The organism is Streptomyces sp. ID05-26A, assembly GCF_033794685.1.
In the GTDB taxonomy this organism is placed as follows: Bacteria; Actinomycetota; Actinomycetes; order Mycobacteriales; family Pseudonocardiaceae; genus Lentzea.
This window is the reverse complement of sequence record NZ_JARAYZ010000001.1, coordinates 978,312-999,065: the sequence shown is the minus strand read 5'-3', so window position 1 is coordinate 999,065 and position 20,754 is coordinate 978,312. Positions and strand designations below refer to the sequence as shown.

The following is a 20,754-nucleotide window of genomic DNA, read 5'->3' as shown; positions in this document are numbered from 1 at the left end:
CGAGATCTTCACGCCGGCGACGTCATCAAGTGTGGTCCGCTGACGTACGGCGGCTGTTCAGCGGGAACGACCAGCCCTCGCCGCCTTCGAGCGCCTGCCGGAACCCTTCTACCGCAGCAGCCCTGGCCTGCGGGGACAGATCGCCCGTGCGTTCGGCCAGACGGGTGACGAATTCGACGACCCCGAGCTCGCGCAGGGCGAGGAAGTCCGTCAGTTCCGAATCGACCCTCGCCGCGAGGTCCTCGTCGAAGAAGTACGCCGGGTCGGCGCCGAAGTGGTCGGCCAGGCCGAGGATGTGCTTGAGCCGCGGGTTGTCGCTGGCGTTGCTCAGGAGTTCGCGGATGTAGCTGGCGGAGATGCTGCCGAACTGGCCGGACGAGCTGATCGCGGCCGCGACCTCCTCCGGCGACCAGGGGCCTCGGTCCGGCGGGTGCACGGCTTCGAAGAGCGTGCTCACAGCCGTTGGGCGCCAACCGGGTTGTTCGGCCGTGTGCAGCTCACGGCGCCCACCGAGGAACACCGCGGGATGAACGCCGAGCGCACCGGCGAGGTCGACGATCGCCTGGCAGGTCGGGTTGTCCTTCACGCCGAGCTTCAACTGCGAGATGTAACCGTGCCCGATGTCCCCGCCCCGCGACTTCACGGCGGCGGCGAGCGCTACGTTGGTGACCTTGCCCCGGCCGTCGGGCGGGTTGTTGCACAGCTCGTTGAGGACCTCGGCGAACGGCCTCACGCCACACCTCCGCTGGAGCGACCAGGGGCCCGGGGGATCTTTCCACTGCTGTGGAACCAAGCGAGCATATGGCATCACAAGGGTTGAATCCACCAGTCCGTAGCCCTATGATCACACTCCGCCGCTTGCACTGATGTGTCGTGATTGATCCGAACGACGTCACCTCAGTTGAAAGAGGCAGATACGGGCCAGTCGGAGCTGAAGTCTGGGGGGACTCATGGCGACTGCGCGGGTGGGGCTGCCGGTGGACCACGGTTCTCTGCGCCTGCACGACGAAAGCGCTCCTTCGCGCTGTGGTTCGTGCGCACAACCTGTTGGCGCGTGGGCAACTGACCGCCTGACGGGCCTTCTCGGCCGGTGGGGCTGGGACGACCAAGCGCCCGCGACGTACCGCCGAGCCCAGCGTCGGTGGGAGCAGGTCGCGCTGCTCATGATCGACCTCGACCGCTTCAAGAAGATCAACGACGACTACGGCCACCCCGCGGGCGACGTGGTGCTGAGCGATGTCGCCGCCGTGCTGACCGCGCACACGCGCCCGACGGACCTCGTGTGCCGCCACGGTGGCGATGAGTTCCTCGTGCTGCTGCCCCGCACCACGGGCGGAGAAGCGGCCATGGTGGCCGAACGCATCCTGCGCGGCATCCGCGCACTGCAGACCGAGATCACCACGAACGACGGCTACCACGTCACCCTGCACGGCCAGACGGCGTCCATCGGCGTGGCCGCGCACGTGCCCGCCCCCGAGGCCACGCTGATCGACCTGGTCCGCGACACCGACGCGGCCCTGCAGCGCGCCAAGCGAGCCGGCCGGGCCCGCGTCCAGGTGCACGACCCGAGCACGTTCGGCGCCGAGCGCAAGGCGGACTCCGCGGCCCTGCACCACTTGCTCGCGTTGCAGGACCTGATGAGCAGTGACCAGCTGCCGCAGGTCCTCGTCGCGCTGTCCGACGGCGCCAAGACGGCGGAGGAACTGCTCTCGTTCCTCGGCCCGAAGGTGATCCTGACCCTGGAACGGCTGCAGGACAACGGTTTCGTGCTCCGCCGGGCGGCCCGCTACGAACTGACGGCCGCCGCCCGCGAGTGGATCACGGACGTGCTGCCGGCCGTCGCCGCGTGGACGAACCGCCACCACGGCCTCGTCCACTAGGGCCTCAGTGGGTGAAGGTGGTGATGGCCTGCTGGGCCAGCCACTTCTCGGCGTCGTCCCACGACCAGCCGCACTCCTTGACGAGCGTCCGCCACGCGCCGAACCCGAAGCAGAACCACAGCACGTCCGTGGCCCGCTCGACGTCCATCTTCAGCAATCCCTTGTCCCGCAGGTGTTCCGCCGTATCGCGGAGGGCCAGCCGGTAACTGCCGGTGCTGTGCTCCCACAACGCGGCGCCGTCCTCGTGCGCCGGGATCGCCGCGAACAGCACCTCGACGACCTGCTGTTCGCTCTCGTTGCCCGTCCGGGTGCCCTTGGCCAGCAAGGTCAGCGCCGCGGCGACGCCCTCGGTCTGCCGGATCGCCTCCGTGACCGAGGCGGCGTCGCTGCGTGCGATCGACTCGCTGACGATCGCACGCAGGATCTCCGACTTGCTGCCCGCGCTCGAGTACACCGTCTGCGGCGCCACCCCGGCGAGCTTGGCGATCTCCGCCACGGTGACGCGCGCGTACCCGTTGGCGGAGAACAGATCCGTGGCCGCACGCAGGATGTCCCGCCGAGTGTCGGCGGCGTCCCGCGCGCGGCGCGGGGAGTGGTAGGACCTCGTCATGGACCGGCTTCCAGTGTCGCGGCCACCTCGTGCGCGTCCGGCATCGCGGTGATCTCCTTGGAGATCGTAGTGACGTTCTCCCGGATGTTCACGTCGCCGAGCACCGTCCGCACCGCGTCGACCAGCGCCTGCGGCGTCTGCGAAGGCGGGTCGAGCGCGATGCCGACCCGTGCGGCGGCCACCCGCTCGGCCTGGAAGAACTGGTCGGCGCCCTGAGGCAGCACCACCAGCGGCACGCCCTTCATCAACGCGGCCGCCGTCGTGCCCGCACCGCCGTGCGTCACCACGACGTCCACGCCGTCGAGCAGTTCCTCCATCGGCGTGAACCCGACGAACGTGATCCGCTCGTGGTCGACGTCGAACTCCTCCGGCTGGGTGGCGAGCCCGAGCGTCACCACGATGTCGGCATCCACAGTGGACAACGCGCGCAGCAGCGGGCTCAGCTTCGCGGGTTCGCCGAACCACGTCCCGAACGTCACGAGCACCCGAGGCCGCTCCGACACGGGCAGCTTCTCGAAGTTCCCGGGCTGCCGGAACGCCTCGGGACGCAGGGGCAGCCACCCCTCGGGCTGCTGCCACTCGTCCGCGCGCATCGACGCGGGCCACGTGTCGAGCAGCCACTGGCGCGGCTGCCACGGCAGGCCACGCGCCTCGTGCCGGGTGCGCGCCAGGGCTTCCATGGCGTCGGTGAACACCGGCGGCAGCGGTGGCCCGAACGCCAGGGTCGCGACCGGCGTGTCCGTCGCGGCGGCCACCAACGGCCCCACGAAGTCGCACAACTCGGCCACGACGAGGTCCGGCTCGAAGTTCTTCGCGGCGGCCAGCGCCTCGTCCGCCGTGAGGTCGACGCGCGTGCCGGCGAAGAACTCCGCCACCGAGTCGGGTGTGGGCGCACTCGCCGGGTCGGCGCCGGTCCGGCGCGCGACCTCGGCGAACAACACGTCCGGCAGCGGTCCGGCCGGCAGGTGCCCGAGCCCCTGCGCCTCGATCACCGGCGCCATGCCGGCCGCGGTGAGGACCGCGACCTCGTGGCCACGTTCGGCAAAGGCACGCGCGAGCGGGAAGAGGGGCAGCAGGTGGCCGTGCTGGGGAACGCTTGAGAAGAGGATGCGCATATTCATCAGAGTAGTCATCTAACGAATATGCGCAGTGTCTTCTGAATCACGCCGTTGAGCGGAATCTTCGTCCAGGTCAGGCCGTTGAACCCACGCCCTTGATGCGGCCGTCCCGGAACGCGTCCACGAACAACCGGTGGTCCTCCCGCGTCTGCCGCGCGTAGTCGAGCGCGAACTCCACGATCGACTCGGTGAAGGCCTCGTCCCGGTCTCCGATGACCGACGCGATCGCCTCCTCGCACTGGAAGTCCACGAGGGTCTGCGAGGAGTCCGAGTCGGCCACGCAGTGCATCTTCGCGGTGGCCCGCCCCAGGTAACCGAGCACGGGCAGCATGTCCGCGGGCTCGGTGAGGTCGGACCAGTCGAGGTCGGCCTCGTAGGGCGAGAGCTCGGAGACCACGTACCCGACGCCGTCGATCTCGGTGTGGCCGAGCCACGGGTCGGCGTGGGCCTGCAACGCCCGCTGCGACACGGCGGTGCGGTGGCCGTGGTCGGTGAAGTAGTCGCGGATCCGGGCGTCTGGGACGATGCGGCTGGGGGCGGCGACGTTGGCCTGCTTCATCGACAGCACGACGTCGTTCTCCAGCGCCTGGGAGCGGCCCTCGACCAGGATGTTGTAGGCGTGCAGGCCGGCCGAGCCGATGCCGAACCCGCTCCGGCCCACCGCGTCCTTCACGGCGTAGGTGCGGCTCGACGCCCGCTTGCCGGTCGGGATGGTGTCCAGGTAGGACGCGAACGCGCGGGCGACGGACTCGAGGACGTCCTCGGACAGTTCGTGGATGCCTTCGCGGTCGCGGCGGAATCGGCGTTCGTAGTCGACGATCACGGTCTTCTCCTCCAGCAGACCGATCCGCGTGGCGAGGCGGGCGCGTTGCAGGACGCGGTGCAGGGCGCCCTCGGTGCTGTCGAGGCGGAGGCTGAAGAGCTCGTCGTCCGGGTGCTCGGCGAACGACCGGACCTGGGCGACGTACGCGGTCACGTAGGTGCGGATCAGGTCGATGATCACGCTGTCGGGCAGGGCCTTGCGCCAGCCGAGCAGGGCCATCGAGGCGGCGAAGCGGCGCAGGTCCCACGTGAACGAACCGAGGTAGGCCTCGTCGAAGTCGTTCACGTCGAACACCAGCGTGCCCTCGGAGTCCATGTACGTGCCGAAGTTCTGCGCGTGCAGGTCGCCCTGGATCCAGATGCGGCCGGTGCGCTCGTCGGCCCACTCGTCGGGCAGGTCGGCCATGTCGGCGTAGAACAGGCACGCGCTGCCGCGGTAGAACGTGAACGGCTCGGCCGCCATCTTGCGGAACTTGTGCCGGAACGCGGCGGGGTCGGCCGCCATCAGGCCGGCGAAGGCCTCTTCGAGCACGCTCACGATGCGGTCGCCGCGATCAGTCATGGTGCATCCCAGCACGTGAGCGACCGGGAGAAGCCGTGCGCCTGCAAATTTCGCCCGAGGTTTCACCCGAGTCGGCCACGAAAGCCAGTCAAACCGGAAGAGCGAGCAGGAATCGAGAAGCCCGGCGGCCACGGCACGCCTACCGTCGCGGACATGTGCTTCATGTTCGGTGCGAGCGAGGAGCAGGTGCGCCGCGTGCTCGAAGAGGCGCGGCAGGCCGGTGAGGAAGTGCCGGTCGAGGTCGAAGACTGTCCTCAGGACTAGGGAACGCGTTCATGCCCGGCGAAAGACTGCCGGGCATGAACGGATCGATGTCACGCCGGAGCATCCTCGCCACAGGTGTGGCGGGCTCTGCGGCGGTTCTGCTCGGCACCGGGAACGCCTCCGCGGCGACCCTCGTCACCCACAGCGAGATCAACTCGCAGCCGACCTTCTACGAGGTGAACGGCGCCGCGACGTCGTTCCGCTACGAAGCGGGCTTCTACTCCCGCCTCGAGCAGTGGCACGTCCACTGGCGCAACTGGACGCCCTATCACTGGACCGCGCCGCACAAGATCTACTCGTACGGCGCGTACGTCAACAAGTCCGGCATGCACGGTGAGGGCAGGGCGTTCGACCTCGCGCGCATGCTCATCACGAACCGTGACACCGGCGCGACGTTCACCGCCTTCAACGCCCGCTACGACCAGTGGAAGAACTCCACCGGCGACGCGCTGCGCACCGCGCGGATCCGTTACTGGGGCACGATGGCGTCGCTGCACTACCACTTCCGGCACGTCATCTCGTACCTGGACAACGCCGAGCACCACAACCACGCCCACATCGACAACGCCATCTCGGGCAGCGGCGACTCCAGCTTCAACACCGGCTCGGCTACCCAGACGTACTTCGTCCAGGCCGCCTGCCAGTACATCTGGGGCATCACGACCGGCATCGACGGCGACTGGGGTCCGCAGACGCAGGCGAACTCCTCCACCGCCCTCGCCCGTGCCGGGTCCGACGGCGCGATCACCACGCAGAGCCGGTGGCTCGCCTTCTGCAAGGCCAGCGCACAACAGGCCTGGGCACTCGCGCCCTGACCGCGGCCGACGGGCGTGCCGCCACCGCGCGGTGGCGGTCATGCCCGGTCTTTGCGGCGGAACACCCAGCTGCGCAACAGGAAGAACCGTCCCACCGTGCCCAGCGCCGAGGAACCGAGCAGCACCATCAGCTCGAGCGTGCGCGACGGAGAGGCGGAGACCGCGTGCAGCACGAGCAACGCCGCCGACGTGAACGCGTAGTAGAGCCCGAACACCACGAGCCCTTGCAGGTGTGTTCTGCCGCGGGCGGTGTTGCGGGCCGTGAAGGTGAAGCGCCGGTTGGCCTCCGTGTTGAACAACGTCGTGATCACCAACGCGGCGAGGTTCGCCCCCAGCACCGGCCACCACTGCCGGAAAGCGCCGTACAGAGCCAGGTTCGCGAGCGTGGAGATCACCCCGATCACCGCGAACGACAGCATCTGCCAGGAGAGTCCGCCCTCGCTGCGGCTCAAGACGGCGTCCGGGTGGATCGCGCGGGGCGACGGCCGTCGCGGCAGCCCGTTCACCCGCGCGGTGCCGTTGGCCTTCGCGCGGGCGACGCGGACCAGGCCCTTGATGTCGTCGAGCGCGGTGTGGACGACGTCGACCCGGCTGTCGACGTCCTCGACCCAGTCGACCGGCACCTCGTGCACGCGCAATCCGTTGTGTTCAGCCAAGAGGAGCAGTTCGGTGTCGAAGAACCACGCCTCGTCGCGCGCCTGGCCGAGCAACGGCCGGACGACCTCGGTGCGCGCGGCCTTGAACCCGCACTGGGCATCGCTGAACCGGGCGCCGTGCGTGAGCCTGATCAACGCGTTGTAGGCCCGCGACACCAGCTCCCGCCGCGGTCCGCGCACGGTGCGCGAGCCCGGCGCGAGCCGTGAGCCGATCGCGAGGTCCGAGTGCCCGTTGAGCAGCGGCGCGACCAGCGGCAGCAGCCCGTCCAGTCCCGTCGACAGGTCGACGTCCATGTAGACGACGACCGCCGCCTCGCTGGAACCCCACGACTCCCGCAACGCCAGCCCGCGGCCTTTGCGGTCGAGGTGGTGCACGCGCACCCGTTCGTACTTCGCGGCCAGTTCCTCCGCGACCTCCAGGGTGCGGTCCGTGCTCGCGTTGTCGACGACCACGATCGACCAGTCGAACGGGAACTGCTCGCTCAGGAACCCGTGCAGCACCTCGACGCAGCCGGGCAGCGCGCGTTCCTCGTTGTAGACGGGGATCATGATGTCCACCGTTCCCGTGGCCTGTGCGGTGCTCACCGCTGTCATGGCTTCTCCGTTCCACTGTGGACACCAGCGGTGACCGTTGTGAAACCGAGCCTGCTGACGTTGTCGTGAGAACAGCCTTGGCTTCCGCTGAGAGAATCGTGAGAGCGCGGATGCACAGGTGGCTCACAGCGAACGGCCTTACCGTCCTGGACATGAGACTGCTCGTGGTGGACGACGACCCGGACGTGAGGGACAGTCTGCGGCGCAGCCTCGAGTTCGAGGGCTACGAGGTCACCACGGCCACGGACGGCGCCGAGGCACTCCCGCTCGTGCACCACGCCGACCTGGCGATCCTCGACCTGATGATGCCGAACCTGGACGGTTCCGAGGCCTGCCGCCGCCTGCGCGCGGCCGGGGAACGCCTGCCCGTGCTGATGCTCACCGCCCGCGACGCGCTCGGCGACCGGGTCACCGGCCTGGACGCCGGCGCCGACGACTACCTGGTCAAACCCTTCGCGCTGGAAGAGCTCCTGGCCCGCGTCCGGGCGTTGCTCAAGCAGAACCGGCACCGCCCGGCGCCGCGGTTGCTCCGGTTCGCCGACCTCGGGATGGACCCGCAGGCCCGCGAGGTCCTGCGCGGCGGCGAACGCCTCGACCTGACTCCGACCGAGTTCGACCTGCTCGCGGTCTTCCTGAGCGATCCGGACCGGTTGCTGACCAAGCAGCACCTCAAGCACGCCGTGTGGGGCAAGGACCAGGGCACCAACCTGCTCGACGTCTACATCGGCTACCTGCGCCGCAAAACCGAGTCCGGTGGCCGTCCCCGCTTGCTGCACACCGTGCGGGGCATGGGTTTCATCCTGCGCGAGTCGCCATGAACGGCCCGGTCCTGTTGCGCAGCAGGCTCGCGCTCATCACGGCGTTCGTCGTGGCGGTCGCCATCGCGGGGATCAGCGTCGTCACCTGGCTCGCCACCGAACACAACCTGAGCTCGCAGCTCGACAAGTCGTTGCTGGCGAGCCTGCCGCCGCCGATGATGAAGATCCGGTGTGACGAGGGCGCTCCCGCCGGGGGACTGCGCCACGTCCTGCAGGGCATCCAGACCCTGAATCCCGACGGCACGTCGTCCTGCGTGCCACCCGGTGTCGACCCCGTCGTCACCACCGCCGCCGATTTCGTGACCGCGCCGGCGTTCCGCGACGGCGTGACCGAGTCCGGCGCCCGGGCACGCGTTCTCCTGCAACCGACCGGCACCGGTGAGGTGCTGGTCCTGAGCCGCAGCAAGGCCGAGATCGACAGCACCCTGACCACGCTCGGCGGCGTCCTGATCGCCGTGTCGCTCCTCGGCGCGCTGCTGGTGGCCGGAACCGGCCTGTGGCTGACCCGCCGCGCGCTGGCCCCGATGGAACGCCTCACCGAGACCGCCGAACACATCGCGCGCACGGGCGACCTGACCGCCCAGGTCGCCGTCGACGGCCGGGACGAGGTGGGCAGGCTGGGTCGCGCGTTCACGTCGATGACCGCCGCCCTGGCCGAATCCCGCCGCCGCCAACGAGATCTCGTCAACGACGCCGCGCACGAGCTGCGCACGCCGTTGACCAGCCTGCGCACCAACATCGACCTTCTGGTGCGCAGCGAACGCACCGGCCGCCCGCTGCCCCAGCGCGCCGAGGTTCTCGACCGGCTGCAGGCGCAGAGCCAGGAGTTCAGCGATCTGGTCACCGAACTCGTCGTGCTCGCCCGCGACGACCGGGAACTCGCCAGCGAGCCCGTCGACGTGGCCGGGGTGATCGACCGGGCCGTCACCCGTGCCCGCAGCCGTGCCCACGACCACCGCTTCGACGTCGACCGCGCGGACTGGGCGATCGTCGGAGACGCCGGCGCGCTGGAACGCAGCGTGCTCAACCTGCTCGACAACGCCGTGAAGTTCTCCCCGGCGAGCTCCACGATCACCGTCCGCTCGCAGCCGGGCTGGCTGACCGTCAGCGACGAGGGACCAGGAGTGCCGTTCGAGCACAGGACCTCGGCGTTCGAGCGGTTCTGGCGCGCGCCCGGCGCCCGTGGCCTGCCCGGATCCGGCCTGGGCCTGGCGATCGTGGCGGACGTCGTGGCCGTGCACGGCGGCAGCGTGCGGTTCGTGCCGGGACCACGCGGTGCGTCCGTTCGCGTCGATCTGCCCACAACGTCCTAGCGGTCCCCCCGCTCGCGGCCCTATCGTCCTCGGCGGCGGTTGGGGGCAACCGCTCGACTGGGGGGTCAGAGATGAGCCGAAGAGTTCGTGCTGCCGTTGTGGCGTTCCTGTGTTGTCTGTTCTTCGCACCGGCGGCTCACGCCGACCCGGTGCCGAGCAAGGTCCAGGGGTGGGGTGACAGCGCGGGCGCGGCGCTCGGCAACGGCAGCTCGAGCACCCGGACAACGCCCTCGCCCGCCTGTGCTCCCGGTGCGACCGAGTGCTACTCAGCGCCGCTGAACGACGTCCGCGCGATCGCGGTGGGCAACTACCACGCACTCGCGCTCCTGAACAACGGCACGGTCGTCGGGTGGGGCGCCAACTACGGCGGTCGCCTCGGCGACGGAACCACCGTCAACCGCACCACGCCGGTACCTGTGTGCGCGGTGGGTGCCACCGACTGCGCCGCCACCCCGCTGAGCGGCGTCACGGCCATCAGCACGACCGGCTACCACAACCTCGCCCTGCTGACCGACGGCACCGTCGTCGCCTGGGGCTCGAACGACTCCGGCCAGTTGGGCGACGGCACCACGACGGGCCGTTCCACGCCGGTCAGGGTGTGTGCGCCGGGCGCGACCGACTGCGCCGCGAACCCGCTGACCGGCATCACGCAGATCATGGCGGGCTCTGGCCACAGCCTCGCCCTGCGCTCCGGCCAGACCGTCGTCTCGTGGGGCCGCAACTGGGACGGTCAGCTCGGCGACAACTCGACCACCGACCGCACCACCCCCGTGCCCGTGTGCGCCATCGGCGCCACCGACTGCACCACGACCCCGCTGAGCGGCGTCGCGCAGCTCACCGCCGGTGGAGCGCAGAGCGTCGCACGGCTGGCCGACGGCCACGTGGTCGCGTGGGGCGACAACGCGGTGGGCGACCTCGGTGACGGCACCAGGACCGACCGCGTGACACCGGTCAGCGTCTGCGCGACCGGGGCGACCGACTGCACCGCGAACCCGTTGTCCGGCATCAAGTCCGTCGACTCGGGCAACATGACCACGCTCGCGATCACCGATGCCGGCGCGGCGGTCGGCTGGGGCGGCAACTACAGCGGAGAGCTGGGCGACGGCACGAGGGAGATCCGCAGCACCCCGGTCCAGCTCCCGCTGACCGGTGTCGCCTCCCTGACCGTCGGTTTCGACCACGCCAACGCCGTGCTGACGAACGGTTCCACGCTCGCCTGGGGCGAGAACGCGCAAGGTGAGCTCGGAGACGGCAGCCTGACCGACCGGTTCGCGCCGGTTCCCGTGTGCGCGCTGGAGATCACCGGCTGCGACGGCACCTTTCTCACGGGCTTGACCGCGGTCAAGGCCGGCCTGGCGTTCACGGTCGGCCTGCGGCAGGACGGCACCGTGCTCACCTGGGGCACGGGTGGGATCGGTCAGCTCTCCGACAACGGTTCGTGGAGCCGCACCACGCCAGCCAACGTGTGCGCGCTGGGGGAGTCGGACTGCACCGCGAACCCGCTGCGTGCCGCACGCAAGATCGCGCCGGGCATGTCTCACACGCTGGCGTTGCTGGAAAACGGAACCGTGGCCTCGTGGGGCTCGAACCAGTTCGGCAACCTCGGCAACAACACGACGATCAACCGGAGCCGCCCGGTGCAGGTGTGCGCGGTCGGGGCGACGGACTGCGGTGCCCACCCGCTCCAGGGCGTCGCGTCCGTTTCAGCCGGCGGCAACCACAGCCTGGCGTTGCTGACCGACGGCACCGTGGTGTCGTGGGGCTACAACGTCGGCGGCGAACTGGGCGACGGCACGACCGCCACCCGCACCACGCCGGTGAAGGTCTGCGCGCCCGGTGCGACCGACTGCGCCGCGAACCCGTTGACGGGCGTCGTGAAGGTGGCTGCGGGCAACGGGATCAGCCTCGCCGTGCTGTCCAACGGGACCCTGGTGTCGTGGGGCACCAACGAGGACGGCCGACTGGGTGACGGCAAGAAGGCCGACAAGCGCACGACGCCCGGCAAGGTGTGCGCCCCCGGTGCGACCGACTGCGAGGCCGCCCCGCTCACCGGCGTCACCGACGTCGCCGCCTACAGCCACGTCCTCGCGCTGCTGTCGAACGGAACGGTCGCCGCGTGGGGCAGCAACCAGAGCGGCCAGCTCGGCAAGGACTGGCAACACGCCGACCAGTACCGGCCGTCGGTGGTCTGCGCGACCGGCGGATGCGGGAGCTCGCTGACCGGGGTGACGGCGATCGATGCCGGGTTCCAGCACAGCGTCGCGGTCGTGAACGGCACCGCGTTCTCCTGGGGCACCAACTGGGCCGGCCAGCTCGGTGACGGCACGTTCACCGGCCGGAGCCTGCCCGGTCCCGTGTGCGCGGTCGGCGCGACCGACTGCGCGGCCGGCCCGCTGACCGGCGTCACCGCGTTGTCGTCGAGCAAGAGCGAGCACGTGCTGGCCATCACCGGCGGCGTGGTCGTCGGCTGGGGCAAGAACGACCGCGGCCAGGTCGGCGACGGGACGCTGGACAACCGCGGGCAGCCGGTCCGGGTCTGCGAGACCGGTGCGACCGACTGCGCGGCGAACCCGGTCACCGGGGCCGTGTCCGTGCACGCGGGCTTCTGGACGAGCCACGCCGTGCGTTAGAAATCCGTTGAGCAGCAGACGATCGAGGGTGGCTGGCACGGGCGGGGTTGCACCACGGTGGTGGGATGAAGCGCACACACCGGCGCCCTGCCCTGCTGATCACCGCGCTCCTCTCGATCGCGATGTTCAACGCCGGCAACTCGGTCGCCGCTCCGGAAGAACCCACGAACCACTGGCAGTACGACCACTGGCCGCAGCAGCAGCCGTGGCAGCAGTCCAGGGACTCCGCCCGCGTGCTCGCGCAGGCCGGGTTCCCGGGCCCGGTCGACCCGCAGAACTGGGTCAACCCCGACCACATGACGTGGGAACGGGACTACACGAAGATCCCGGGTACGAACTGGGCCGACCCGGCGGTCAAGGGTTCGGTGCGCAACTTCAAGGGCGCGCTGGTCCTGCTGGACTACCCGAACCAGCCGTTCGTCGTCACGCAGGCCAAGAACTCCACGGTGTTCGGCAACCCGAGCGCGGAGGCGTCGGGCGTGCCGCGCGCCCAGGTCGGGCAGTTCTACCAGGACTTCCTGAACAAGCCGAACACCCTCAACCGCGGCCACACCGTGCACGAGTACTGGATGGAGACCTCCGGCGGGCGCTACGGCGTCGAGCTGAAGGCGTTCGGCCCGTACACGATGCCGGGCAAGGACCACGAGTACGCCATGGAGTTCCAGGGCGGAACCGGTTGTCCCGCAGGCGACTCCTGCAACCGCAACATCCGCACGGACGGCCGTTCCGCGTGGGTCGCCGACGTGGGCGCGGAAGTGCCGGCGGGCTACGACTTCATCTACTACCTGTCGGCGGGCCAGGACGAGTCCGGCACGTGGCAGGAGTTCGGGATGATGAAGTTCCGGACCAAGGAGGACGTGACCGACGACTTCGGCCCGCCGGACCCCGCGCTGCCGAACTGGTCGCGCACCCGGTACGTCGACTGGACGTCGTGGGCCGCGGGCTCGTCGATCTGGCCCAACGCGGGCGGCGGTTCGTCGACCCAGGCCGAGAGCTCGGGCCAGGGCGTTTACGCGCACGAACTGAGCCACATCCTCGGCATCGGCGACAACTACAACAACCCGTACGGCAGCCCACCGCGCCGTGACTACAGCGGCCCGTGGGACATGCTGTCGCGCGGCTCGTTCAACGGCCCCGGCGGCCCGCACTCGCGGTGGACGATCCCGGCGACGGGCGGCGCGTCACTGGGAGCACAACAAACCCTGCGCAACAAGATCAAGCTCGGCATCGTGGACGAGAAGAACGTCCTGCGGTTGTCCCGCGAGGCACTGGCCGGTTCCGGCACGGTCATCGCGAAGATCACCGCACGCGAGGTCAATCCCGGTGCCAGCGGCCTGACCGGCATCAACCTCGCGCTGGGCACCGGCGACAAGTCCCCGTCCTGCAACGTGTCCACCGACCCGTTCTGCGACGGCGGCGGCTACAACAACTACACGCTCGAGGTCGTGGACCGGATGGGCGCCGACTCGTTCACCCCGGACTCCGGGGTGATGCTGGCCAAGACCAAGAACGTCGACGCCGCACCGTTCACGTGGGTGATCGACGCCAACCCGCAGGACATCGGCATGACCGACTACGTCCTGCCCGACGGCACCAAGGTCCCGATCACGATCGGCGATTACCGCCAACTGTCCGACGCGCTGTTCCACGCGGGTACGAACTCCGGCAGCGAGTTCGAGTTCGTCGACACGGCCAACCGCCTGCACTTCTACGTGCTGGACCTGCAACGCGACTCCCGTGGCGTGCTGTCCTACACGGTGGCGATCCGGTCGCTCGACGGTGCGGGACCGCAGCAACGCGGCGTACGGGTCAACCCGGCCGCGGCTCGTGCCGACTCGTCCGGCGTGGCGACGTGCCGCTTCCCGCTGACCAACACCGGCCGCACGGCACCTCCCGGCGGCCAGCACCCGGAACCCGTCGACCAGTACCTCGACGGCGACGTCTACCGCGTGAAGGCGACGGCGTCGAACGGCTGGACCGTCTCCGTGCCGAACGCGCTGGCCACGGCCAAGTTCGGCGGCCGCGTCGACGTTCCGGTGCACGCCCTGCGGGGCAACGGCTCGATCATGTCCAAGGTGACGCTGACGGCCGTGTCGGAGAGCAACCCGGGCAGGTCCGCGACCGCGACCTGCACGGTGACCGGCTAGCGGCGACGACTCCGGACCGGCCCGCGCCGGTCCGGAGCCTGTTGCACGGGCCCTGAAGTGAGCATCACGAAGCACGCCGTCAGCAGGACCGTGCCGCACGCCAGCCACGTCAGCGTCTGGACCGTGCCGACAGGCGCGATCACGCCGATGCTGAACAACAGCAACGGCATGCCGAGCGCGTAACAGACACCGGCCGCGAACGTCCGCCCCGAGCCGTTGACCAGCAACGGAAGCGCCGCGATCGCAGTACTGACGGCGAACACCAGCCACGCGTACGTCAGCCCGGTGTGCAACGCGATCGTGAGGTCGAGGCCGTTCTTCGCGCGGACAGCGGACTCCATCTCAGGCGCGTAGCCGAACCCGACGGCGGCTCTCGCCCCCGCGGCGACGGCTGTGACCAGCAACGACGCCCCCAGGATGGTGCGACCGCGCCGGACGGGATCGACTCGCTTCCTGGTGTCCACGCACCCCAGTCTGTTGGCAGTAGTGAGCACCGCGCCGCCGCACACGCCCAAGTGCACTCAGTGGTGGTACAGGATCCGTGGACACTGCAGCCGTCCAAGGCGCCGCTACGCCGGAGCGCCGTCCACCGGCCACATGCGACGACGGCTGCTCGTCCGACAAGTCGTGCGGGACGCGAACAACAACAGGCGCGTCGCAATGGTCCCAGCCGACGGGGACCGGCGCGGATGGTGCTGACGCCCCCGGCTGGGGTCTGGGGGCTCGGCCCCCAGAAAACGCCCGAAGGCGACCCGGTTCGCGCACTCCGCGAACACAGATCGCCCTCGACTTCGGTGCCCCCGGCAGGGCTATACGCAGACGGTCCCGCGCCTGAACAGCGAGTTTCCGGCGGAATGCTGGTGATTGAGGGCAGTTCAGGCCGATGACCCTGGAGGCGGTGCCTGATGGCCAGCTCAGGCAGCATCTCGATGACAGGCCCAGACGTTGTCGTGCGGGCCGTGACGGTGATCATGGGAACGGTCGTCGGGCTCACGTTCCTGTTCGGGTTCGGCAACGTGCTGAGCCTGGGGCTTCGCCTAGGAGCGCCGTTTTGGGTGGCGCCGCTCGTAGCGCCCGCGGTGGATCTCTCGATCCTCGGTCTCCTGCTGGGCATCCGGCACCTCGCACTCGCCGGCGCCTCCGACGAGGTTCTGTGACCCGCGCGTCGCCTGTTGATGTTCGCGAGCACGGTTACGTTGGCGTTGAACGTGGCGGACCCGATTGTCGCGGGCGAGTACGGGAAGGCGGCGTTCGACGCTGTCGGCCCCTTGATGCTGATTGGTTGGGCGGAGGTTGGCCCAGGCGTGCTGTACGCGATCAAGGCTGCCGCTCCGTCGATTACCGCTGGAGGTATTGGTGGCGACCACCGGCATCTCCAGAAGGAGGAGTTCGCGGAGCTCGGTGCGCAGATGAACGAGGCTGAATGCCTTGCGCCGGAAGCAAAGCAGTCGCGTGAGCGGACGGCTCACGGCTATCCAATCGAGGCGTACCTCGACAGGGCGAGAGTCGAAGACAAGGCCCATCGTGCCGCTCACCAGAAGCCGATCTCTGCTGAGAACCTGCGGGCGCGGTTGCGAATCGGCGCCGCCCCTGCCCGTCAGCTGGTCAAGATTGTCCGAGACGAGTTCGACGGGCAGATGTGTGGTCGTCTGACCGAGGCTGACGCGCTCCATTCTGACGTGAAGAACCTTCAACTCTCGCAGCGCGAACGAGTCTGACAATGTTCGGGCTACGGTGAGTTTCGACGCAAGGCTCCCTGCGTGCTCAGCATCTTCGGGGCGCATGGACGCCAGGAGCTCCACCGTCGTTGGCCTGCGGAAACCCCATATCACCTGGTCATTCTCGGTCGCCCGTCATACGGGCGGCCGGTCCGACGAGGCTGGGCTTGAGGTATCGCGCCCAGGGCGACCCGCTTGCTGTGCGGATGCTGCGCCGTTCGTTGGCCGATGACCTGCCTACCGGACAGGGCAGGAAACATTTCGAGCGTGCGTTCGACATCCTCCTGTCTGTGCAAGGCCAGTCCCGACAGAACTGGATCAGGCCGCAGTTCGCGTGAAGGCGCGTTCCGGGTCTGGGGAATCCGGGCCGTCGGGAGGTTCCATTTCCGGACCACCGCCAACATCCGCACGATGACCACCACCAGCACAGTCACGACCGCCACGACCTCGGGGGACAGATGCAGGGTGATCCCGAGTCCTACAAGGATCCCACCACCGAACGCGGGCAACGCGTAGATCTCCTTGTGCAGCACCGTCGGCACTCTCATGACCAGTACCTCGCGCATCAGGCCACCGCCGACAGCGTTGATCATGCCGATGATGCCGGCCACGTAGACCGGCGTACCGTGCTCCATCGCCCTCGTCGCACCGGTGATGGCGAACATGGCCAGTCCGACCGCGTCGCAGAACTGCACGGGCATGTCGAACCGCCGCAGCCGCGGGTACCAGAGGACCACAATCGCCGCTATCACCAAGCTGGCCACGAAGTACCACGCGGTCAGCAACCCGATCGGTGGCTCGACCCCGAGGAGGACGTCCCGCAGCACGCCACCGCCGATCGCGGTGAGGATCGCTGCCGTGCCGATCCCGAACAGGTCCAGACGCGACCGTGCGGCATCCATGGCGCCCGCGAGCGCGAAAGCCAAGATGCCCAAAACCTCCATGACCACGAACACAGCGCGACCCCAAGACGTCCGAGAATGCGGGAGTTACCGAAAGCAGGTGAAGGATCCGACGACGATCTCGCCATACGCCAACAGTGTGGCCACAGCGCGCAGTCCTACGAGCAAGTCCCTGCGGGAAGGGCACTGGGTCACCTAAAGGTGCCCTTCGGGCAAGGTTCTTCGCATGGCAGCAACCTTCTTGCCAGTAGGCGCGAACGATGGGAACTGTAAAACATTCGGTGTAAATCCCAACGCCACGTAGTTGGGCGATCGAGCCGCCCGTCAATCGTCCGCTGGGAGGAGCGATGCTGTAGGTGATGCTCACCTGTCGCATGGATTGGTCCCATTTGGACTTGTTGTAGGCGAGAACCTATGACGTCAACCCGCGCAACCGGGCGTGGTCCGCCGGCCAGCTACATGATCCGCAGCGACCATGAGTTGTCGCGCGGCACACGCTTCAGTTCCGCGAATCTTCGCGGTTCTTGCGGTAGTTGGAGAAAAGTGCGATACCGCTGGCGACGGCGATCATCCCGAAAACGGCACTGATGTAGGAACTCAGGCCGAAGGCTTGAGTGGCGACGTTGGCCACGATGCTGCTGACCAGGAGCATCGCGAGCAGCGCTCGGGTGCGGGTGAGCGACGAGTTCACTTCCTTGTTCATGACAAGAAAGTTAGATGTGTACGCCAGCGTCGGCCATACCGCAGGCTTCCGGCTGTCAGGTAGTGCAGGCTGTACTCGACCCCGTGACCTGGTGCGATGGTTCCGCTTCCGATACCGGGGAAGCGTCTGTGAAGCCGCACTCGGACTGAACCGGTCAGGTCGAGGCCGGTGCGGATGACGTGTCTCTCGGCGCGGGCCTACGGGCGGACAGGCGGTCCAGGCTGGCAGAGACGCCGGTGAGTACACCTCTTCTACCTCGTGCATCGTCGCCTTCCCAGACAGGGGAACGGACTGCTGAGCACGTCGGTCATCGCTGAAGTCAGTGACTCCTGCATCTGGCGCAGGACGAGCTCGAAGCAGAGCTGCTCGGCTCGCTCGGGAGCGGGCGCCATGGCTGGTAGCCACCAGGAGCGGTCAGCACTGTGCACTAAGCGTGCTGGCCGATGTCGAGGATCAGCTTGCCGCGGTTGCGACCTTCGGCGAGCGCCTGAACGGCTGCGCCCGCGTTCTTCCAGTCCTCGCGCCGGAAGATGCCTGGGTTCAGGGTGCCGTCCGCGACCCGCGCGGCCAACCAGGACAGGTCCGCGGACAGTTCGGCGTGGGCGCCCAGGAAGAAGGAGGTGATGCTGCGGTTGTTCCGGCCGTCGTGACCGGAGAAGGCCAGGGCGGGGAAGTGCTCCCCTCCGCCACTCATGTGCCCGACCGACACCAGAACGCCGTCTTCGGCCAGCTTCTCGTACGCCTGCACCATGTGTTCACCGCCGACCACGTCGATGACGCCGGCCACTGGTTCGTCGAGGTCTCCCGGCTCGCGGACCACCTCGTCCGCGCCCAGTGCCCGCAGCTGGTCGCCGTTGGCGTCCGGGTCGCTGGTGGAAGCCACGACGTACGCGCCGCCGAGCCGGGACAGTTGCACGGCGTATCGGCCCACCGCACCGGTGGCGCCGGTCACGAGAACCCGGCGGCCGAGAATCGGGCCGAGCCTGTGCAGCGCTCGCAGTGCACTGGTGCCCGCCACTGGAACCGTGCTGACGGCGGCGAGGTCGGCGCCGGTCGGGGCAACGCCGATCCAACCGGTCCGGACCGCGCGGAGTTCGGCCCACCCGCCGGCGAAGCCGAGCGTCGTCACCGGTGTGCCGACAGCCGGTCCTGAGCCGTCCGCGGCCGCCCGCACGACCACTCCCGCGGCCTCGTAACCGGGCACGCTGCCCTCCGGAGCGGCATCCAGGTGCAGGTCGCCGGGGTTGACGGAGCTGGCGATCACGCGGATGACGGCCTCGTCGGCGGCTGGCTCCGGGTCGGGAACTGAGCCTAGCCGGAGGTTGCCGGGTGCGGAGTGGTCGAGGAGCAGGGCCTGCATGGGTGCCTCCCAGGTCGATGATCGTTCATTCGGCAGTCTGCCACTGAGTGGCGTTTGCTTTCAAGTGGCGTATGGCACCGAGGTAAGATCGCCGCATGGCCACCGATTCCGCGCCGTCTTCCGTCCCGCGGCCGACGCTGCGGGAGCGCAAGAAGCAGCGCACGCGCGAGGCGCTCATCGACACCGCGCTGAGCCTGTTCACACAACGTGATTTCGACAGCGTGACGCTGGACGAGCTGTGCGATCGGGTAGAGGTGTCCAAGCGAACGTTCTTCCGCACCTTCGCCAGCAAAGAGGAAGTGGCGATGGCGCCGTACGAGGACATGTGGAAAGCGTTCATCGAGGAGCTGGAAACCCGGCCGGTGGCCGCGGAGTGCTCGATCCTGCAGGTGCTGCAAGACGCTGTGCTCGCCGCGATGCAGACCATGGACACCGGCGAGTGGGCACATCGGCTGCTGTCCTGCACACGGCTGGCCGGCAGGACTCCGGCGATCGAGGCGCACTGCCGGTACTTCTGCGGCGTCACCGTCCGCGCCGCCCTCGACGTCCTGCACCACAGGTTCGGGCTCGACCCGCACGACCTGCGTCCCCGCCTCGCGCTGGACATCCTCGTCGCCGCTTTCCACCGCGCGCTGGAGACCTGGGCAGACCGGCCACAGGACCCCACCGCCGAGCACCTCGCCACCGACGCGCTCGCGGCCTTCGCGGCGATCCCCGGCAGCCTCACCCTCACAGCTGCCGCACCGGCCAACCGAGCGCAGGTGGGAGGACTTACCTGACGGATGCGGTGGCGCCGGCTTTCCGACGGCTCTCAGTGCCACGGCCGACGGGTAGCTCAGCGCGCCGGAACCGTCCAGGGGGCACGCCGAACGCTCTGCGAAAGGCGTTGGCGAAGGCGAACTCGGACCCGTAGCCGACCTGACGCGCGATGAGGGCGAGGGGATCATCGGTTTCCCGCAACAGCTGGGCGGCCCTGCCCAGCCTCCAGTTCGTCAGATAGATCAGCGGGGGCTGTCCGACCATGGAGGTGAACCTCCGGGTGAACGCGGTTCGGGAAAGGCCAACTGCCTCACCCAGCTCCTGAACCGTCCACTTGCGACTGAGTTCCCGGTGCATGTGCTGAAGTGCCTCAGCGATCGCGGGATCAGCCAGCGCGGCCCACCAGCCGGTGCTGGCTGTGCGCTCGGACTCCTCCTGCAACCACGCGCGGAGCGTGTAGATCACCACCAGGTCGATGAGCGCGGGCACCACCGCGTCAGCACCGGGGAGTGCGTCCACCACATCGGCGGCCAGAAGGTCGACCGCCGCGCGTAGCGCCGGGTGCCGGCCGGCCCGCGCAGGCACGTGGACGACGTCCGGCAGCGCCCGCAAGAACGGGTGCAGCGGCCGGAGCTGCAACTCGTAAGCGCCGCACACCATGTCCGCGTGCGCCACTGTGGGGTCGATTGGCACTTCCGGCCGCAAATTGGCTCCTGGGGGGAGGCTTTCCTCCCTCGGCAGATCGGCCAGTGGCCGATCCGGTCGCTCGCTCAACCCGTGCCGAGTGCCGTGCGGCAGGAGCACCACGTCACCCGGGCTGAGCGCCAACGGCGTCCGACCAGGCAACAGAAGCCAGCACGCACCACGGAGCAGCACGTGGAAGCCCGCACCGGTGAAGTCGTCGAAGCTCCGCCCCCAGGCGCCGCTGCCGGAAGTGCGACAGAACGACGGACGCCCGGCCCGGATGCTGCCGATCACATCGCTGAACACGTCCATGCCGAAAGCATAGGCACACTCGCGCATGAATACGGCACATTTGCGCATGGCATGTGCTGAACAAGGCCTCATACAGTGATATTGCGA

Annotated in this window: 19 protein-coding genes; 9 read left to right on the top strand and 10 right to left on the bottom strand. The window is 68.9% G+C overall.

Going from position 1 to position 20,754, the window contains the following annotated elements:
• Positions 1-25: 25 nt before the first annotated feature.
• Complete coding sequence (locus tag PV646_RS04865) at positions 26-733, bottom strand: hypothetical protein (RefSeq protein WP_500340245.1); 708 nt, start codon at positions 731-733, stop codon at positions 26-28.
• Positions 734-950: 217 nt separating this feature from the next.
• Between PV646_RS04865 and PV646_RS04860 the strand changes: the two genes are divergently transcribed.
• Positions 951-1,880, top strand: a complete 930-nt coding sequence (locus PV646_RS04860) for a GGDEF domain-containing protein (protein ID WP_500340244.1) — start codon at positions 951-953, stop codon at positions 1,878-1,880.
• A gap of 4 nt (positions 1,881-1,884) precedes the next feature.
• On the opposite strand, the gene PV646_RS04855 is transcribed toward PV646_RS04860, so the two are convergent.
• The 3 genes from PV646_RS04855 to PV646_RS04845 form a co-directional block, all read right to left on the bottom strand.
• Positions 1,885-2,490: a TetR/AcrR family transcriptional regulator gene (locus PV646_RS04855; protein ID WP_500340243.1), complete on the bottom strand. Its 606-nt coding sequence runs from the start codon at positions 2,488-2,490 to the stop codon at positions 1,885-1,887.
• Positions 2,487-3,605: a glycosyltransferase gene (locus PV646_RS04850; protein WP_500340242.1), complete on the bottom strand. Its 1,119-nt coding sequence runs from the start codon at positions 3,603-3,605 to the stop codon at positions 2,487-2,489. The genes PV646_RS04855 and PV646_RS04850 overlap by 4 nt, the downstream gene beginning before the upstream one ends.
• 76 nt (positions 3,606-3,681) lie before the next feature.
• Positions 3,682-4,992 carry a DUF2252 domain-containing protein gene (locus PV646_RS04845; RefSeq protein ID WP_500340241.1) on the bottom strand — a complete coding sequence of 437 codons (1,311 nt, stop codon included), beginning with the start codon at positions 4,990-4,992 and terminating at the stop codon, positions 3,682-3,684.
• 299 nt (positions 4,993-5,291) lie between these two features.
• Here PV646_RS04845 and PV646_RS04840 point away from each other — a divergent pair, with 299 nt between their 5' ends.
• Positions 5,292-6,071, top strand: a complete 780-nt coding sequence (locus PV646_RS04840; protein ID WP_500340240.1) for a hypothetical protein — start codon at positions 5,292-5,294, stop codon at positions 6,069-6,071.
• Between the two features lie 38 nt (positions 6,072-6,109).
• On the opposite strand, the gene PV646_RS04835 is transcribed toward PV646_RS04840, so the two are convergent.
• Complete coding sequence (locus tag PV646_RS04835) at positions 6,110-7,321, bottom strand: bifunctional glycosyltransferase family 2/GtrA family protein (protein WP_500340239.1); 1,212 nt, start codon at positions 7,319-7,321, stop codon at positions 6,110-6,112.
• A 152-nt stretch (positions 7,322-7,473) separates the two neighbouring features.
• Between PV646_RS04835 and PV646_RS04830 the strand changes: the two genes are divergently transcribed.
• From PV646_RS04830 to PV646_RS04815, 4 genes are all read left to right on the top strand, one after another.
• Positions 7,474-8,139 (top strand): response regulator transcription factor, encoded by a 666-nt coding sequence (locus tag PV646_RS04830; protein WP_500340238.1) that lies wholly within the window; start codon positions 7,474-7,476, stop codon positions 8,137-8,139.
• The gene (locus PV646_RS04825) at positions 8,136-9,452 is read left to right on the top strand and encodes a HAMP domain-containing sensor histidine kinase (protein ID WP_500340237.1); all 1,317 of its coding nucleotides are present in this window, start codon (positions 8,136-8,138) and stop codon (positions 9,450-9,452) included. The genes PV646_RS04830 and PV646_RS04825 overlap by 4 nt, the downstream gene beginning before the upstream one ends.
• Positions 9,453-9,523: 71 nt before the next feature.
• Positions 9,524-12,082, top strand: a complete 2,559-nt coding sequence (locus PV646_RS04820; protein ID WP_500340236.1) for an RCC1 domain-containing protein — start codon at positions 9,524-9,526, stop codon at positions 12,080-12,082.
• Between the two features lie 65 nt (positions 12,083-12,147).
• Positions 12,148-14,229, top strand: a complete 2,082-nt coding sequence (locus PV646_RS04815; RefSeq protein ID WP_500340235.1) for a M6 family metalloprotease domain-containing protein — start codon at positions 12,148-12,150, stop codon at positions 14,227-14,229.
• Here PV646_RS04815 and PV646_RS04810 read toward each other — a convergent pair.
• Positions 14,226-14,693 (bottom strand): hypothetical protein, encoded by a 468-nt coding sequence (locus PV646_RS04810; protein WP_500340234.1) that lies wholly within the window; start codon positions 14,691-14,693, stop codon positions 14,226-14,228. The two genes, PV646_RS04815 and PV646_RS04810, sit on opposite strands and share 4 nt — an antisense overlap.
• 465 nt (positions 14,694-15,158) lie before the next feature.
• On the opposite strand from PV646_RS04810, the gene PV646_RS04805 reads away from it, so the two are divergent.
• Complete coding sequence (locus PV646_RS04805; RefSeq protein ID WP_500340233.1) at positions 15,159-15,386, top strand: hypothetical protein; 228 nt, start codon at positions 15,159-15,161, stop codon at positions 15,384-15,386.
• A gap of 39 nt (positions 15,387-15,425) precedes the next feature.
• Positions 15,426-15,947 (top strand): hypothetical protein, encoded by a 522-nt coding sequence (locus PV646_RS04800; RefSeq protein ID WP_500340232.1) that lies wholly within the window; start codon positions 15,426-15,428, stop codon positions 15,945-15,947.
• A gap of 110 nt (positions 15,948-16,057) precedes the next feature.
• Here PV646_RS04800 and PV646_RS04795 read toward each other — a convergent pair whose 3' ends face one another.
• The 3 genes from PV646_RS04795 to PV646_RS04785 all read right to left on the bottom strand — a co-directional run bounded on the left by PV646_RS04795 (position 16,058) and on the right by PV646_RS04785 (position 18,912).
• Complete coding sequence (locus tag PV646_RS04795; protein WP_500340231.1) at positions 16,058-16,903, bottom strand: trimeric intracellular cation channel family protein; 846 nt, start codon at positions 16,901-16,903, stop codon at positions 16,058-16,060.
• Between the two features lie 445 nt (positions 16,904-17,348).
• The gene (locus PV646_RS04790; RefSeq protein WP_500340230.1) at positions 17,349-17,552 is read right to left on the bottom strand and encodes a hypothetical protein; all 204 of its coding nucleotides are present in this window, start codon (positions 17,550-17,552) and stop codon (positions 17,349-17,351) included.
• A 427-nt stretch (positions 17,553-17,979) separates the two neighbouring features.
• Complete coding sequence (locus PV646_RS04785; RefSeq protein ID WP_500340229.1) at positions 17,980-18,912, bottom strand: zinc-binding dehydrogenase; 933 nt, start codon at positions 18,910-18,912, stop codon at positions 17,980-17,982.
• 95 nt (positions 18,913-19,007) lie between these two features.
• On the opposite strand from PV646_RS04785, the gene PV646_RS04780 reads away from it, so the two are divergent.
• Positions 19,008-19,691 carry a TetR/AcrR family transcriptional regulator gene (locus tag PV646_RS04780; protein ID WP_500340228.1) on the top strand — a complete coding sequence of 228 codons (684 nt, stop codon included), beginning with the start codon at positions 19,008-19,010 and terminating at the stop codon, positions 19,689-19,691.
• On the opposite strand, the gene PV646_RS04775 is transcribed toward PV646_RS04780, so the two are convergent.
• On the bottom strand, positions 19,684-20,667 hold the full coding sequence (locus PV646_RS04775) for an AraC family transcriptional regulator (RefSeq protein ID WP_500340227.1): 984 nt from the start codon (positions 20,665-20,667) through the stop codon (positions 19,684-19,686). The genes PV646_RS04780 and PV646_RS04775 overlap by 8 nt on opposite strands.
• Positions 20,668-20,754: the final 87 nt, after the last annotated feature.